Source organism: Paenibacillus tabacirhizosphaerae (assembly GCF_040812395.1).
Taxonomy (GTDB): domain Bacteria; phylum Bacillota; class Bacilli; order Paenibacillales; family NBRC-103111; genus Paenibacillus_E.
Genome location: NZ_JBFNXH010000005.1, coordinates 149,874 through 166,157 on the forward strand (window position 1 = coordinate 149,874; position 16,284 = coordinate 166,157).

The 16,284-nt window shown below is 47.2% G+C and carries 14 protein-coding genes; 8 read left to right on the forward strand and 6 right to left on the reverse strand.

The window, feature by feature from the left end:
• Window positions 1-86 precede the first annotated feature (86 nt).
• Window positions 87-1,520, forward strand: a complete 1,434-nt coding sequence (locus ABRS97_RS11355; RefSeq protein ID WP_367813872.1) for a sugar porter family MFS transporter — start codon at window positions 87-89, stop codon at window positions 1,518-1,520.
• Between the two features lie 73 nt (window positions 1,521-1,593).
• On the opposite strand, the gene ABRS97_RS11360 is transcribed toward ABRS97_RS11355, so the two are convergent.
• The 5 genes from ABRS97_RS11360 to ABRS97_RS11380 form a co-directional block, all read right to left on the reverse strand.
• Window positions 1,594-2,469: a metallophosphoesterase family protein gene (locus ABRS97_RS11360; RefSeq protein ID WP_367813874.1), complete on the reverse strand. Its 876-nt coding sequence runs from the start codon at window positions 2,467-2,469 to the stop codon at window positions 1,594-1,596.
• A 228-nt stretch (window positions 2,470-2,697) separates the two neighbouring features.
• On the reverse strand, window positions 2,698-3,234 hold the full coding sequence (locus ABRS97_RS11365) for a glycerol-3-phosphate responsive antiterminator (RefSeq protein WP_367813876.1): 537 nt from the start codon (window positions 3,232-3,234) through the stop codon (window positions 2,698-2,700).
• Between the two features lie 118 nt (window positions 3,235-3,352).
• Window positions 3,353-6,352 (reverse strand): PAS domain-containing hybrid sensor histidine kinase/response regulator, encoded by a 3,000-nt coding sequence (locus tag ABRS97_RS11370; protein WP_367813878.1) that lies wholly within the window; start codon window positions 6,350-6,352, stop codon window positions 3,353-3,355.
• Between the two features lie 79 nt (window positions 6,353-6,431).
• Complete coding sequence (locus tag ABRS97_RS11375; RefSeq protein ID WP_367813880.1) at window positions 6,432-7,667, reverse strand: GGDEF/EAL domain-containing response regulator; 1,236 nt, start codon at window positions 7,665-7,667, stop codon at window positions 6,432-6,434.
• Window positions 7,668-7,751: 84 nt separating this feature from the next.
• Window positions 7,752-8,153 (reverse strand): hypothetical protein, encoded by a 402-nt coding sequence (locus ABRS97_RS11380; protein WP_367813882.1) that lies wholly within the window; start codon window positions 8,151-8,153, stop codon window positions 7,752-7,754.
• A gap of 257 nt (window positions 8,154-8,410) precedes the next feature.
• On the opposite strand from ABRS97_RS11380, the gene ABRS97_RS11385 reads away from it, so the two are divergent.
• Entirely contained in the window at window positions 8,411-9,109 is a 699-nt protein-coding gene (locus ABRS97_RS11385) for a response regulator transcription factor (RefSeq protein ID WP_367813884.1), read from the forward strand.
• 93 nt (window positions 9,110-9,202) lie between these two features.
• On the opposite strand, the gene ABRS97_RS11390 is transcribed toward ABRS97_RS11385, so the two are convergent.
• On the reverse strand, window positions 9,203-10,423 hold the full coding sequence (locus ABRS97_RS11390) for a helix-turn-helix domain-containing protein (RefSeq protein WP_367813886.1): 1,221 nt from the start codon (window positions 10,421-10,423) through the stop codon (window positions 9,203-9,205).
• Window positions 10,424-10,638: 215 nt separating this feature from the next.
• On the opposite strand from ABRS97_RS11390, the gene ABRS97_RS11395 reads away from it, so the two are divergent.
• The 6 genes from ABRS97_RS11395 (at window position 10,639) to ABRS97_RS11420 (ending at window position 16,259) form a co-directional block, all read left to right on the forward strand.
• Window positions 10,639-11,682 (forward strand): ABC transporter substrate-binding protein, encoded by a 1,044-nt coding sequence (locus tag ABRS97_RS11395; RefSeq protein ID WP_367813888.1) that lies wholly within the window; start codon window positions 10,639-10,641, stop codon window positions 11,680-11,682.
• A gap of 15 nt (window positions 11,683-11,697) precedes the next feature.
• Window positions 11,698-12,576: an ABC transporter ATP-binding protein gene (locus ABRS97_RS11400; protein WP_367813890.1), complete on the forward strand. Its 879-nt coding sequence runs from the start codon at window positions 11,698-11,700 to the stop codon at window positions 12,574-12,576.
• Window positions 12,569-13,405: an ABC transporter permease gene (locus tag ABRS97_RS11405; protein ID WP_367813892.1), complete on the forward strand. Its 837-nt coding sequence runs from the start codon at window positions 12,569-12,571 to the stop codon at window positions 13,403-13,405. Before ABRS97_RS11400 ends, ABRS97_RS11405 begins: the two co-directional genes overlap by 8 nt.
• 41 nt (window positions 13,406-13,446) lie before the next feature.
• Window positions 13,447-14,793, forward strand: coding sequence for an LLM class flavin-dependent oxidoreductase (locus tag ABRS97_RS11410; RefSeq protein WP_367813894.1), 1,347 nt, complete (start codon window positions 13,447-13,449; stop codon window positions 14,791-14,793).
• Window positions 14,794-14,840: 47 nt separating this feature from the next.
• Complete coding sequence (locus ABRS97_RS11415) at window positions 14,841-15,776, forward strand: TauD/TfdA dioxygenase family protein (RefSeq protein ID WP_367813896.1); 936 nt, start codon at window positions 14,841-14,843, stop codon at window positions 15,774-15,776.
• A 186-nt stretch (window positions 15,777-15,962) separates the two neighbouring features.
• Complete coding sequence (locus tag ABRS97_RS11420) at window positions 15,963-16,259, forward strand: hypothetical protein (RefSeq protein WP_367813898.1); 297 nt, start codon at window positions 15,963-15,965, stop codon at window positions 16,257-16,259.
• The last annotated feature ends 25 nt before the right edge of the window (window positions 16,260-16,284 follow it).

Below are 16,284 nucleotides of genomic sequence, written 5' to 3' on the forward strand. Positions count from 1 at the left end.
AGTGCTGGTGATTGTCCACAAGACTCACTTTCCCCCGTGATATAATGAACTCGTTTCCAATGTCTAAACAAGGGGAGAAAACATACATGAGCTCAACAACGAACCAACCAAACGAACAAATCAGCTTAAAATTCGTAACGCTCGTATCGATTGTAGCTGCGCTGGGCGGATTATTATTTGGCTTCGATACATCCGTGGTTTCAGGTGCGATCGGCTTCATGCAAAAACGTTTTGATCTAAGCCAGGTAGAGGTTGGCTGGGCTGTATCCAGCCTCATTATCGGCTGTATTATCGGTGCTGCCTCATCCGGGGTGCTCAGTGATAGATTTGGCCGCAAAAAGGTGCTGATCGCCGCGGCTTTGCTATTTATTATCGGCTCCCTTGGATCCGCAATTCCAGACACATTCACGGGCTACATCATTGCGCGGATGATCGGCGGACTTGGCATCGGCATTACGTCAACGCTCTGTCCCTTATATAACGCGGAAATCGCTCCGGCCAAATACCGCGGCCGCCTCGTTGCGCTGAACCAATTTGCAACCGTTACCGGTATTTTCCTGGTCTACTTCGTCAATCTTGCTATCGCGAATTATGGGGATGACGCATGGGACATTTCCTCGGCCTGGCGCTGGATGTTCGGCGTAGGCGCATTGCCGGGCCTGCTCTTCATGGTTCTGCTTTTCTTCGTGCCCGAAAGCCCGCGTTGGCTGATCAAGCAGGGAAGACCTGCCGAAGCGCTGCCGATTCTTCTGAAGATTCATGGCGAAGACATGGCGCGCAAAGAAGTTCTCGATATTAAGGAATCCTTTAAGCAAGAAAATGCGTCGATCCGTCAGCTCTTTAGTCCCGGGCTGCGCATCGCTTTAATCGTAGGTGTCGTGCTGGCGGTTCTTCAGCAAGTAACCGGCATTAACGCGATCATGTATTACGCGCCGGAAATTTTCAAAGAAATGGGTGCCGGCACGAATGCATCGCTCATTCAGACCATACTTGTCGGCCTGATCAACTTCCTGTTCACGATTCTTTCCTTATGGCTCATCGATAAGGTTGGACGCAAAGCACTGCTGCTCACCGGTTCAGCCTCCATGGCGATTTGTCTCATCGTAATCGGCATCGCTTTCCAGAGCAGCGAGCCTTCCGGGGTGCTCGTGCTGATCTTTATTCTGCTGTTCGTTGCGTCATTTGCCATCTCTCTCGGACCGGTCGTCTGGGTCCTGCTTTCAGAGATTTTCCCGAACCGTATCCGCGGCAAAGCGACAGCCATCGCCTCCATGGCACTGTGGGCAGCCGATTATGTCGTCTCGCAGACGTTCCCGCCGCTGCTTAGCTCAGCAGGACCGTCCATTACGTTCTGGATATTCGGCCTTATGTCACTGTTTACGTTTTTCTTCACATGGCGCGTCGTTCCCGAGACGAAAGGCAAGTCTCTGGAGGACATCGAAGCCTTGTGGTCAGCTAAGCCCGAATCGTCAACCGACCCTGATTCAGTAAGCTTGCGCCAACCGTTGCCTCAAGAATAAATCAACAAAAACCCGCGATTAAGGCGGCTGTAGATACCAACAGCCTCTTATCGCGGGTTTTTCATGAATTTACTTACGTATTCAACAGATTATCCGCCTTCGCGCCGGCTTCTGCGATCGTTTTCTCCAGCAAATTAACCGACAAGCTCCAATCCATCTCTTCTCCGCGAGCTTCCGCTACTGGCGTGAAGCCATCCATATTCCTATGGAAACGCGCGATGTTCGCTTCCAGTTCAGCCACATTCAACTGGGCGGTCGTAATATCCAATAGGCTGCCACTTAGTTCCACTACCCGGAAAGCAGGAATATCCAGGCATGCCGCCGTTTGGATAAAGTGCCACCCATCCTGCTGGACAATGGAGTTCGTATGATTATGGCCGCAGAAATAAAATCCCGGCCCTTTCTTTACGCTTAATACCGACTTCATGTCGAAATCCGGATGAATCGATAATTTATCCAGGATCGAATGCGCAGTCGTGCCATATATCGGATGATGCGCAAATACGAGCACTGGCTTTTCTCCGGATGCTTGCAACTGCGCCTTCAGCCAGTCCATCTGTTCGGCATCCATCTCTCCGCCCCAGCATTCTTTGTTCATTTCTTTGGTCGAGTCAAGAAAGATAAGTACGGCTTCTTCCATCTCTAGAGAGCTGTAACGCTTTTGTCCGGTAATTTCAAGAATCTCTGTTTTCGGTATTGAATAGGTATCGTGATTGCCCAGTACATGAATAAATTGGCGCGTGCTTTCATTCAACCGAGTAAACACAACCCGGAACTCTTCCGGGAGGCCCTCATGCGTAAGATCGCCCAAAGAAATGTGCACATCTGCGTTCATGTCCAGGAATTGATCGAGCATGGATGCATACACATAATCTCTGGCCTCGAGCATCTCCGCAGTACCATTTGCCATCCTTGAGTAATGAAAATCTCCCATAAGCACTAAACGCATAGTAACCTGCCTCCTGTTATTGATTATAAGAACCATTTCATAGCGCCATTGACCGTCAGACACTCTAGACACTCTCTCCAGGCATGCCTTTCCCTAAAGAAAGGAAACACAAAAAAACCAGCAGCAGAAAATCAAACCTTATATGGATAAGGAAACATTGATTTTACTGACCACTGGGTTTTCTCTAATCGTCTCTCCCCGGAGGTTGCGATGTATTTAGTTCAATACTTACCAGAACCGGCTATCTCCAATAGAGACATAATCCGCGCCGTTCTCTAGAGCTTGCGTGATCTCCTCTTCATGCCGGATTAATCCGCCGACAATAAGAGGCTGTTTAATCTTCATCTTCACATCCCGAATGACTCTTGGCATGAGTCCCGGCATGAGCTCAACCTCATCCGGATCGCATGTTTTGACAATGCGCGCAGCCGTCTCCACCGCATAAGAATCAATGGCGAAGAAACGTTGAATGCTCTTGATGCCTGCTTGCTTCGCGGCTGTTACCGCGTTGCTCTTCGTTGTAACAATACCGTCAACCCGAAATACGTCCGCCAAATATTGGATGGAGGATGCATCTCTGCCAATACCGCCAACCATTTCGATATGGACGAAAACCTCTTTGCCAGCGTCATGCAGTTGTTCGATGATCTGCTGCAAATTGTTGATCGTTCCCGTCATCAGATTAACCCTTTGAACTCCACTTTTTAATGCCTTTGTTATTTGTTCAGCTTCCGTGATTGATGCGATAACAGGGTAGCTTTTCAAAAGGAAGTCCTCTTTTCCAAGTCTATGAACTATACTTCTTTACTTAGGATAGCCTAGTTTTATTATCGTAATATCAAAGACATGTAAACTACATATGAAGATTTATCCTATTGCTTTCTTACACGGCTTCTAACGCATCGATAATACGGTCAATTTCCACCTGAATGGCAGCAGCGCGCTCTCGCCGCCTCCCATCATGGCTCTCCTGCTCAAGCTCTGCCTCCATTTGCCGGACTGCCTCTAGTAGCGGGTCGGCATAGAAATTCGCGGCAATGCCTCGCAACGTATGCACCATTCTTCGTACGGATGCGAGCTCTTGCCGATCCAGAGCAGCCTCGACTTGCTCAGCGAAGCTCCGGTAGTCCTGCTTGAATTTACTCATCATATATTGGAAAATATGAATTTTATCGTCCACATTTTTCAATACCTTTTCCGTGTGTACGCCTTTAATCTGATAGAGCCAGTTCAAATTTTTCCATTTGTTGATCATGCGATCAAGCCGCACATCATCGACAGGTTTAATCAGAATGTCATTCATCCCGAGTTTCAAACTGCGTTCATAATCTTCCATGAGGACATTAGCCGTGAGCGCAACAATGGGAATCCGATTGTACAGCTTGTTTTGCCGGATTTTTTTGGTTGCTTCGTATCCGTCCATTTCCGGCATATGAATATCCATAAGAATGAGACACCAGATCTGCATGTCCACCTGATCCAGAACCTCATACCCGTTCTTGGCCATCGTTACGCGATACCCCAGTTGTTCCAGTAAATGGGAAATAACCAATTGATTAATTTCATTATCTTCCGCAACTAAAATATGACCCTTTGGCTCATGCTGATCGCCTATCGCTTTTCTGTCTGATTCGACGGAGAATTGATCGTTTCTTTCTTCATCGCCGGTTAACGATTGCAATATTTGATGTAAATTCAGTCTGGAGATCGGTTTCATGAGCACAGCATCTGCTTGCAGCTCGTAGGGATATTGATCCATTTGTTCTCTGCCGAATACAGTCGTTATCGCAATGATCTTGGTTTTAGCCCTGTTCACAGTGCTCATGAGATGGTTCCATTTCGGGAAATCAGTCATCTGTTCCATTTCCATATCGACGATAACAAAATCAACCGGCTCAAGAGTGCCCGAATCGCTGCTCTCTACTGCCGCACATAACTCGTCTGCAGATGAAAAGGCTTTCACTTTCAACTGAAAATCGCTTAATAGTTCCTTCAAGTGCTCACGCACGACGGGATGATCCTCCGCCAAATAGGCGTGATGGCTTCCCTTCGTCAACTGTGTGATTTCTTGATCAGACGATGCTTCCTGCCGGATTCGTTCGAACATGAGGTTAAAATAGAAGCGGCTGCCTTCACCGCGTGCGCTTTCGACTTTCAGGACACCACCCATCGATTGAATCAAATGCTGGCAAATGACAAGCCCTAATCCTGTGCCGCCATACTTCCGGCTCGTGGAGCTGTCCGCTTGTGTAAAAGGGGAGAACAACTTGGTCAACTGCTCCCTGGAAATGCCAATCCCCGTATCTTCAACTGAAAAAGAAATGAGATCATGTTCATCCATAACGGCTTCTAGGCCGACGCTAATGCGAATATAACCATGCTCGGTAAATTTAATCGCATTATTTGCCAAGTTAATGAGCACCTGCTCCAGCCTGAACGGATCTCCATTCACCAAATACGGCAACTCTACGGATGATTCAATGATCATATCGATTTGTTTTTTTCCAAACGAATAGCTGGAAAGATCCGCCACCTTGCGAAGCGACTCTTCCAAGGAGAAATCGACTTTCTCCAATGTGATTTTACCAGCTTCAATTTTACTGAAATCTAATATATCGTTTATCGTTCCGAGCAGCACATTAGATGAAGATTCGATCTTATTGAGATAATCTTTCTGAATATCGGAAAGCTCTGTTTTTTGCATGAGCAGCGTCAGTCCAATGATTCCGTTCATAGGTGTCCGGATTTCGTGGCTCATCCTCGCCAAGAATTGGCTTTTGGCCCAATTCGCTTCATCCGCCTTCTCTTTATTCTTCAAATCCGTGATATCGTGGATCATGCCGATAACACCCGTAATCTCCATCTCGCTGGTTGCGCCATAGCAAGGCGATAACGTGACATTATAGGTGCGTTCGCTGTCATCGGGCAGGATCATACTCATCTCGAACCGCTGCGGCTTGCGAATTGTAATCGTTTGCTCAAAAGCCTTATCCCATACGTCAGCGTCATCCAGCGTCAATAAGGGCGAAAACGGACGCCCGACTAATTGTTCAGCTTCGATGTGCAAGGTTTGACAAAACTTCTGATTCACCGTATTGACGATCCCGCTAGCATCGAAACCGAGAATAAAATCATCGGAGTTCTCTACCAATGTACGGTACTGTTCTTCCCGATCCCGCATTTTCTGTTCTGATGTCTTAAGCACGGTGATATCAATCGCAGATCCAATAACCTCAATCACTTGGCCGGCAGCGCTACGAATTGGCTGCAAAGTCACATATACGTTGTATGTACCATACACAGCTTCGTAAGTTACCCTTTCGCCTGACCATGCTCTCTCATATCGTTCATTTAAAGTAGCGATCAACCGCTCCGGGTAAAAGGGGATTTCATTTATTTGTTTGCCAATGAAATCCGTTTGCTTCAGGCCCATTTGTTCCAGCAGCCTGCCTTCAATCAGCAAATAGACGAATTGACCCCGATGCTTATGCAACTTGAATGTAAATCCTGGCTGCATACGCAGCATATCAATCATGTCCTGCTCCATCTGATGAACCTTCATCTTGTAAGATCGAGTTTGCAGCACATCCTTTAACATCAAAGCTATACAAATCAAGCCGCAAAACTGGCACAGCACATAAATCCAGGGAACATGCATAGGTGTCTTGTACACAATCCATATCATGGCGTAGTAGAAAATGTAGAAGAATGCTGCGCCGTAGAGCCATTTCAACCAGTAAGATCTCGTCCGTGCAAAAATAAAGCCCGTTCCTGTCAGCGCTGCGATCCCAATCAGGATTTCCGGCAGCGCTATCGCTCGAATAATCGCATGCTTCAGATTCAAGAATAAATTAGTTACTACATCAAGCAGCAGGACAATCACCAGCCTAAATTGGTCTTAGTTGTTAACTACAACTTTATCTTACGATGCCGGAGCAGTTATGTCACTACATTCTTTCACTTTAAGAATGAGAAATATGATCTAAAAGCTTACTGATCTGTTCCACGCTGGCCGGAGGACTGAAATAATACCCTTGCACCAACTTGCAGCCGCACTCCCTTAACACTTGCAGTTCATCATCCGTCTCCACACCCTCGGCTACAACTTGAAGGTCCAAATTGTGTGCCATCGTAATCATCGTTTGCACAATGGCGGTATTAACTTGGCTTTGCTCCAAACCTTTAACAAAGGATTGATCGATCTTAATTTTATCGATAGGGAAATCCTTCAGATAGCCGAGAGAGCTGTATCCGGTACCGAAATCATCCATCGCCACCTGAACCCCGAGCCTCTTCAGCTCGTGGAGCGTATTCGACGCCGTTAGGACATCCATACTCATGCTCTCGGTAATTTCCAACTCCAGATATTGAGGCGGCAGCTTGGTCTCCTCCAAAATTTGCTGAATCATCCGGCTTAACCGCACGTCATGAAACTGACGGCTGGATAAGTTGACAGCCACGAACATGTTCGGCAACCCGGCATCCTGCCACTTCTTGTTTTGCTTGCAGGCTTCTTTCAGCACCCATTCGCCGATTTCAAGAATGAGGCCCGTTTCCTCGGCAATCGGGATGAATTCTGCGGGAGATACCTGCCCAAGCTTAGCGTTATTCCAGCGAATCAGGCTTTCCATTCCGATGATTTGCCCGGTGTAGCAATCCACCACAGGTTGATAAACAAGATGAAACTCCCTATGTGCAATTGCCCTGCGCAATTGAGTTTCAAGCAGCATTCTTTTATGAAATTGCTCGTTCCCTGACGCGCTATGAGCACCAGTTACACCGATTTGAATAACCATTTTGCAGCGCTCCAAGAAATATTTCTTATTCCTGCAGTCATTCGTTTCTTGAAACAGGACTTCCTTGTGGAAATAATCTGCTGCACCTATGCGCATAGCTTGAACGGCATGACTGGAGCATTCGGGTGTGCTCGTGCTGAGCATTACAACGGGTACAGGACAAAGGCTAATCATGGAGAAAAGTGCAGTAAAGCCATTCACTTCAAACATATCTAGCATTTCCAGGTCGACTACGACCAAATCCGGCCGATATACCACCATACAATCAAGTGCATCTTGACCATTATTGGCAATGGCCGAAATGCAAAATTGTGAATCATGCTCGAATACATCGATAACCCGCCGCCCCACTTCACCTGAATTCCCGACAAGCAGTACCCTATAAGGCTCCACCAGGCCCATCAACAACCAGCTCCAATACATGTACAGATCATTACGTTCACATTTTTCCACCCTTTTTAATCGTTTTGGTCCAACTTCGAATCACTAGCCGTATACAGAGAAATCTATGATATCAAAAAGCTCAGCCCTTGCTCGGTATAAGAACCCTGCCATGCTCTCATCCAGATCGCTGCATACCCTGCTTATGGATAACTGCAGTTTGGAAGATCGCATCAGCAGAGAGAGCTCATAGCGGCTTTTGTAAAGATGGGTCATATCGAAAATATTCGTCTGCTCGAAGCCTTCCGGCAGCGTGATCGTATACATGACGAATGGCGACACATCAGCGAACTCTCCGAACTGTACGATCCGAAAAGTTTCTAAATAGCTATTCACCTGTCGGTTCCATTGATAGCCAAATTTATAATTGGGCTCTTCCTCCCACCCGGGTTCTAATTCACTAAATAGAAGCACCAATTGGCTTCGATAAAATTCACATAATGTCATATTTCCCACACCACCCCAAATATACTTCCATTTTACTTACCAATTATTAGGGTTCTACGAGAAAATCTATGAATTCTTCCGACAAATTTCACTCATAAAACACTAACATTTTCACTCCTTATGTGAAAAAATACACAGTTTTAGAGATTTACTCTTAAAATTCGGCACAGTATAATGGAATTATGAGTAAAATGTTAGCGTTTACGCTTTTAATAGAATACTAATTGATTATGACGAACGATTTGGGGGTATGCGAATTGGTAAAAGTTCTATTAATCGAAGACGATGATATTATTGGCGAAATGATTTGCATGTACCTGACTGAAGAAGGCTTTGAGGTGCTGCGGACTCACAACGGCGAGGAAGGCGTGACGGCGCTTAACCAGTTTGATCCCACCATTATATTACTAGACTTGATGCTCCCTGACTTTGAAGGCACTGATCTGTGCAATACGATTCGACAAGTCACCGAGGTGCCGATCATCATTATTTCCAGCAACGCGAAGGTCAGCGAAAAAATAGAAGCTTTCACGGTCGGTGCTGACGATTATTTGTGCAAGCCCTTCAGCATGCATGAGCTGAAAGCCAGAATTCAAGCCATCCTTCGCCGGATCAAGCTGTATTCGGTTGAGGAAACCGTTGTAACTCCCTCTACGAATGAATCACTGCCGAACAAATTGAATATAAATCTGGAAACCCGGATGTTGTTCGTGCGGGGCGAATCGATTGAAATGACGTTTTCTGAATTTGAACTTATGCGATTACTGTATGAGCACCCTCAACGGGTTTTTCGAAGAGAAGAACTTATTAATGCGATAAGAGGTTATGAATCCTACATTAATGACCGTGCGATCGACGTACATATTACGAATTTGCGGAGAAAAATCGAAGAGAACCCTAAGGAGCCGAAATATATTAAGACGGTTTGGGGCGTCGGTTATAAATTTGTTATTTAATATGCAAAAACAAGCCTTCCTATTTGCTTATATAAGCAAGCGGGAAGGCTTGTTTTTGTTTGGAGCTTGCCTCCAGTTTCTTCGATCGATCTGCTAGTAAATCTGCTCCTGATCCCAATCTCCTTTCAATACTCCTCCGTTCAGCTTTGGTAGTTGTAATTCCTCAATAGCTTGATTCAAATACTCCCCCTTATAACTAATTTCATTATAGGCAGCCCCCACGCCGCTAACGTTACGATCATCCTCAGACTTTAATAAATATAGCGATCTCAGATCTTTCGCATATAGAGCAGCGTCCCATCTTACTTTGGCAATAATCCGGGCTGCCACCTCTGCGGGAATTCCTTTGGATCGGGCAATCAGCTTAGCGGCGCTGCCTGGGTCCCTGCGCATGAAAGTATGAACCCGCAGATGCGCTTTTAAGTAAGCTAACGTATCGGCTTGATTATTACTCGCCCAGTTCTCATCAGCGACAATTCCCGTCAAATAATCCTCGCCCAATCCTTCCTGATAAAGCACTTGTCCCGCTCCATGATATTGAACGAGGCTTAAATAAGGCTCCCACATCGCACTTCCCGAGATATGCCTCTGTACAATGCCTGCCATGCTTTCATCCATTTCTTTATGCTCGATCTGGCTTTTATGACCTCCAAGCGAATGAAGCAATTTCAATAATCGGCAGCTGGCACTTGATTGAGCTACGGTCGAAATTTTCATACTTGATATTTCGGAAGCTCGGTGAATCTCTAAACCTTTACGCACAACAAGCGAGATGCCTTGTCCGCCTGAGGTTTTGCCGTCTAGAGCCAGAAGGATGGGGCGAAAAGCAGGAAGTGTCTGACTTAGTGAATAGCTGAGCAAGATCGGATAATCACCCAATGACGCGATCTGTATGCTACCGCCGATCAAGCCCTGTAATAACACCGGGCCATTCGCGGCATCGATCCATCTAACTTGAATCGTTCGTCCGGAACCTGCTTTTGCCAGTTCTTCTTCAAACCATCCCAACTCTCTCATAATTAACGCCGTCCACATGTGCGCTGTTCCGCTTTGATACCCTACTGTAATGACAGATGGGCGCTGCGGCATCATCATAGACGTCGACCCCATAGCGAAAGCTGGCTGTTGAATGCCAAAAGAATGGTAACGAACCCATTTCTCCAATTCGGTTTTATCGATTAAAATTTCTTTCCCGATTTTCACGAATGGAAGCTGCTTCAGCTTACGCCATCTATCGAAGGTCGATCTGCTTATGCCAAGTAACTCGGTAGCTTCATGCAAGGAAATAAGATTAAATCGCTGCAAGGACATCATTATCGCGCCTCCTCAACAAAATCGCGTTCATCTTCGTCATTCATCGTCATTCATACTCACATGTTTTCATTCGATAGACACTTCAAAAGAGAAAGTTTATATTTCATTATAGAAACAAATACAAAGTAAGTCTATATGAATTATAAGATTAACGACCGGTCGACTGGAGATCATTTTCAACACACTTGAACAATAACTTGTTGGGGGTTATGCCTATGAACTATTCATTCAGAAAATTGATTTGCGCAGCTTTCATTCTCCTTCTTACCTCTTCTCTCGTACTGGTTGCGTGCGGAAAAAAGGATGCATCGGCTTCAGCCAGCGGAGGAACGCCTGAGGTTACAGAGTTGCGTTATCAAGGTGGCGTAGGCTCCGTCACGTATCCGGAGCTGGCGGAGGATCTGGGCTATCTTGCCCCTTTAAAATTGAAGTTTATCGGCAATACCATCAGCGGCCCGCAAGATATCCAGTCTGTCGTTACAGGAGATACGGACTTCGGAGGAGCATTTAATGGCGCCATCGTGAAATTAATTGCAGCCAAAGCGCCAATCAAGCCTGTTATCGCTTATTACGGGGTCGACGAAGCGACATGGACGGGATACTACGTCCTGGATGGCAGCCCCATTACATCCGCTAAGGATTTGATCGGCAAAAAAATCGCTGTGAACACGCTGGGAGCTCATCATGAATTTGTAATCAAAGAATATTTGCACAGGGCGGGATTAACGCCTGATGAAATTAAGCAGGTGACACTGGTTGTTGTGCCCCCAGTCACAACGGAGCAGACGCTCCGCGCCGAGCAAGTAGATGTAGCAGCACTAGGCGGCGTTTTGCGTGACAAAGCGTTAGAACGCGGAGGTATCCATCCTCTGTTTAAAGATAAAGACTTGTTTGGCATATTCAGCGCCGGCAGCTATGTGCTAACGAACAAATTTATTAAGACAAATCCAAATGCCTCACATAAATTCGTTGAAGCAACGGCTAAAGCAATTGAATGGGCTCGCACAACGCCGCGGAGTGAAGTTATCGCCCGTTATGAAAAAATTATTCAAGCCCGCGATAGAAAAGAAGATGCGTCTACTGTGAAGTTCTGGCAAAGTACCGGCATCGCTGGCAAAGGCGGTTTGATCTCCGACAAGGAGTTCAACACATGGATCTCTTGGCTTGAACAAGAAGGGGTCATTAAAAAGGGGCAATTACAAGTGAAAGGTCTCTACACGAATGAGTTCAACCCTTTTCTGAATGAAAAGAAGCAATAAAGGAGGCGTACCCTAATGACGGCAAAAATCAGCATTCAACATGTGCAGAAATCGTTCCGTATTCAACGAAATCTGGGTCATCTGAAGGAGGATGCACAGCCTGTCTCTGCATTGAAAGATATTAATCTGGATGTGAAGCAGGGCGAATTCATGGTCATCGTCGGACCCAGCGGCTGCGGCAAGTCTACCTTGCTTGATCTCATGGCCGGTTTAACCAAGCCAAGCAGCGGCCAAATTCTATTAGACGGGAAGCCCATTACAGGCCCTAATTTGGATCGCGGCATTGTGTTTCAGCAGTATGCGCTTTTCCCTTGGAAAACAACGCTTGCGAATGTTGAATTTGGCCTGGAGGCTAAGGGCGTTCCCCGTAAGGAGCGAAGGAAAACCGCGCTGGCATTTATTCATCTGGTGGGTTTGTCCGGTTTCGAAAATCGATATCCCCACGAGATTTCAGGAGGCATGAAGCAGCGGGTCGCCATTGCGAGGGGCTTAGCTTACGATCCCGAGGTGCTATTGATGGATGAACCGTTTGCTGCGCTCGATGCGCAGACCCGTGAAACCCTGCAAAGCGAATTGCTGCGCATCTGGGAGGCCACGAAAAAAACGATTATTTTCATTACGCATGGCATTGAAGAGGCCGTCTACTTGGGCCAGCGGGTCGCTGTGATGACTTCTCGTCCAGGACGAATCAAACAAGTGATTGACATCCCTTTTGAATCCCGAAGAGGTGAGGATGATCTTAGGGCGAACCCCGAATTCGTGAAATTGCGCCATGAAATCTGGGATTTGCTTAAAGATGAAGTCACTAAAGCACAGGAACAGGAAAAGAGCAAAAGTTTGGACGGTTTTAATAGTAGTAAATCTTCCTTGAAAGGGGTGGCTGTCGATGGCTAATGGAAGCGTTGGAGAAACACTCATTCTTCAGCGAAAAGAAAGTTTCGATGTTGTAGGCTGGACGCTCGGCAAACTAAGAAAAGCGTTTAAAAATGCCATTGTCATTATTGCACTGTTGGTCATCTGGGAACTGGCACCACGAATTGGACTCGTGGATATCACCTTCTTTCCCCCTATTTCTGAAATCGGGGCCGCATGGTGGCAATTGCTGCTCTCCGGCGATCTTGTCGATCATACGATAGCTAGCTTATCGCGTTCACTGGCTGGATTCCTGTTAGCTATCCTCATCAGCATTCCGCTTGGATTAGCGATTGGTTGGTGGAAGAAGGTATCGGAGTATCTCAATCCATTGCTGGAATTGCTGCGGAATACCGCTGCCCTTGCCATACTTCCCGTTTTTATCTTACTGCTCGGTCTTGGCGAAACTTCAAAAATAGCTATTGTGCTCTACGCCTGCGCATTTCCTCTTCTCCTTAACACCATCAGCGGGGTGAAGAATGTCGATCCTCTCCTCATTAAATCCGCCCGCTCGATGGGATTATCCTCGCTTAGCTTATTTCGGAAAGTCATCGTCCCCGCTGCAATCCCCACTATTTTTGTCGGCATTCGCCAAGCCGGTGCTAGTTCGATACTTGTGTTGGTCGCCGCAGAGATGGTTGGCGCCAAATCCGGACTAGGGTATTTAATTCAATATGCGCAATTCAGCTTTCAAATTACGAACATGTACGCAGGCATCATCTCCATTTCTGTCATTGGTGTCATCATTAACTATCTCCTGGTTGCCTTAGAGAAACGGTTGACGGGATGGAAGCAAACCTATAGTGAATAGATCCTGATTTCGAACCACTTATGAAAGGGAGTTGAAAGACCATGAGCAATTTGAAAAGACAGCTTCACTTGAATGTATTTATCATGAACGCCGGTCATCATGAAGCGGCATGGCGCCTTGCGGGCACAGAACCCGAGAACATAACGGATATCCGTTATTTCCAGCGGCTGGCGCAGCTCGCGGAGCAGGCGAAGTTTGATTCGCTCTTTTTGGCAGACGGATTAGCCATCAACAACAACATCAAGCACGGAGCCTTTGTTGGACTTGAGCCGTTCACCTTGCTGTCCGCATTGGCGGCGGTAACGGAGCATATCGGACTTATCGGCACCGTATCTACCACATATAACGAGCCCTTTCATGTGGCTCGCAAGTTTGCCTCTTTGGACCATATCAGTAAAGGACGTGCAGGCTGGAATATTGTAACGTCCGGAAGCCCCTTTGAGGCGAACAATTTCAGCAAAGATTCCCATCTAGCACACAGCAAGCGGTATGAGCGTGCCAAAGAATTTCTGCAAGTGACTACAGGTCTGTGGGACAGTTGGGAGGATGACGCCTTACTTATCGACCGTGCTTCGGGCACTTTTGCGGATCGTTCCAAGGTTCGTGAAATCAATCATGCCGGCGATGCCTTTAAAGTCCGTGGACCCTTGAATATTCCCAGGTCTCCGCAAGGATATCCCGTCCTCGTCCAGGCCGGATCTTCCGAAGATGGCAAAGAATTCGCCGCACAATATGCAGAAGCGATATTCACAGCACAGCAAACGTTGCAAGAAGCCCAATTATTTTACGCTGACGTCAAAGCGAGATTAGCTGCTTACGGAAGATCGCCGGAGCAGTTGAAGATCCTGCCAGGCATCTGCCCGATTATTGGGAGCACCGAATCCGAAGCCAAAGAAAAGGAGCAAGAATTAAACGAATTAACCGTGCCTGAGTACGGATTAAACCAGCTGTCGAGCATGCTGAACGTGGATTTATTCATGTATCCCTTGGACGGTCCGCTTCCGGAGTTGCCAAGCTTGGCAGACATTAACGGAAACAAGAGCCGTTTTCAATTGGTTGTCGATTTGGCCAAACGCGATCAGTTGACGATTCGCCAACTGCTTCATCGTCTGGCAGGCGGACGCGGCCATCGCACCTTCGCTGGTACGGCGGTTCAGATCGCTGATCAACTCGAAGAATGGTTCTTACATGGAGGCAGTGACGGCTTTAATGTGATGCCACCTTATTTGCCCGGAGGCTTAGAGGAATTTGCGCAGCTGGTTATTCCCGAATTGCAGCGCAGAGGATTATTCCGTACCGAATACTCAGGTTCCACGCTTCGAGGACATTTCGGTCTATCCAGGCCTGCTAATCAGTACAGCAATGTTCCCGCGCTGAGCAAGGGTTAAAAAAATTAACGATCCCTGGCAATGGGAATCCTATGGAGGTTTTGACGATGAGCATAGTTGAACAAAACAACCCTATTCAAGAACAATTGGACATACTTCCGGTAGCTGGAAGAATCGGCGCGGAGATCACAGGCGTCCGCTTGGGCGCCTATCTCGATCCGCAGACGATCACGACAATTCGTGAGGCATTGCTGAAGCACAAAGTCGTTTTCATCCGCGGCCAGCACCATCTCGATGATGCCGGACAAGAAGCATTTGCCCGCGCACTGGGCAATCCGGTTGCCCATCCGACTGTGCCGATCAAGAAAGGGACGGATTATATCCTTGAGCTTGATTCTGCTGATGGAGGGCGCGCAGACTCCTGGCATACGGATGTTACATTCGTCGATGCTTACCCGCAGGCGGCTATCCTCCGTGCCGTTGTCGTTCCAGCCTCGGGAGGAGACACCGTATGGGCGAATACAGCCGCCGCCTATACGAACCTGCCCGTTGAGCTGCGTGCGCTTGTTGACCAGCTTTGGGCGCTGCACACCAACGATTATGACTACGCGGCGCAGCGTGCTACAGTCTCATCCGACTCACTTCGTCGGCATCAGGAGGTTTTTACCTCCACTATATTTGAAACCGAGCATCCGGTTGTCCGTGTCCATCCGGAAACGGGCGAGCGCACGCTTGTCCTCGGGCATTTCGTTAAGAAATTCCTAGGCTTGTCCGCTGCCGATTCCGCCCAGCTTCTTGCTCTCTTGCAAAGCCATATTGTCAAATTAGAAAATACCGTTCGCTGGCGCTGGTCGGCAGGCGATGTTGTGATCTGGGACAATCGGGCAACGCAGCACTATGCCGTGAATGACTACGGGGATCAACATCGCGTTGTTCGCAGAGTCACTATTGACGGCGATATCCCCGTCAGTATCGATGGACGGCATAGTGTGACGCGCAAAAAGCAGCCTTCTGGAGCTGCAACGGAGGCAGAATCCGCTTAGTGCGCTCATTCATAGCTAGCTAACAAATAAAGGAATCTGTCCGTGTTCTCGCGGCGGTTCCTTTACTGCTTTCTAGCACAATCCAGATTGTTTGGCTGTAACATATATCACAGCCATTGTTGTTTTCATTTCGTTACAATGTGTTTATAAACCATTGAACGAACCCTGCGAAGGAAGTGCTTGTCTATGAAAAAGGAACATATCATCCACTTCAAAATCATTCGAAAGAACGACGCTAAGCTCTTGAGAGGCGTTATTTTTTTAGAAGATCAGCAACAGCCTACGCTTGCTGACTTTGAACAGGTCTTAAAGGATTGTGGGCACGATGTCAGGCTGAAAGATAAAGAACATACCATCTTCAGCGCTTACAAGCCGGGAGAGCAATACCTCATCACCATTATGGAGGATCACGATCATAGCTCAAGAGATTGGGAGGCCGAGCTGCTAGCCAAAAACTTTCTGAAAAACGAACCGCTCCTGTGAGCGCGTCTTTGATACAACATCTTAA

Coding starts and splice junctions, on each gene's coding strand:
- ABRS97_RS11355 (WP_367813872.1), top strand. CDS start 87: ATGAGCTCAACAACGAACCAACCAAACGAACAAATCAGCTTAAAATTC.
- ABRS97_RS11360 (WP_367813874.1), bottom strand. CDS start 2,469: ATGCGTTTAGTGCTTATGGGAGATTTTCATTACTCAAGGATGGCAAAT.
- ABRS97_RS11375 (WP_367813880.1), bottom strand. CDS start 7,667: ATGGGCCTGGTGGAGCCTTATAGGGTACTGCTTGTCGGGAATTCAGGT.
- ABRS97_RS11380 (WP_367813882.1), bottom strand. CDS start 8,153: ATGACATTATGTGAATTTTATCGAAGCCAATTGGTGCTTCTATTTAGT.
- ABRS97_RS11390 (WP_367813886.1), bottom strand. CDS start 10,423: ATGATGTCCTTGCAGCGATTTAATCTTATTTCCTTGCATGAAGCTACC.
- ABRS97_RS11395 (WP_367813888.1), top strand. CDS start 10,639: ATGAACTATTCATTCAGAAAATTGATTTGCGCAGCTTTCATTCTCCTT.
- ABRS97_RS11400 (WP_367813890.1), top strand. CDS start 11,698: ATGACGGCAAAAATCAGCATTCAACATGTGCAGAAATCGTTCCGTATT.
- ABRS97_RS11405 (WP_367813892.1), top strand. CDS start 12,569: ATGGCTAATGGAAGCGTTGGAGAAACACTCATTCTTCAGCGAAAAGAA.
- ABRS97_RS11410 (WP_367813894.1), top strand. CDS start 13,447: ATGAGCAATTTGAAAAGACAGCTTCACTTGAATGTATTTATCATGAAC.
- ABRS97_RS11415 (WP_367813896.1), top strand. CDS start 14,841: ATGAGCATAGTTGAACAAAACAACCCTATTCAAGAACAATTGGACATA.
- ABRS97_RS11420 (WP_367813898.1), top strand. CDS start 15,963: ATGAAAAAGGAACATATCATCCACTTCAAAATCATTCGAAAGAACGAC.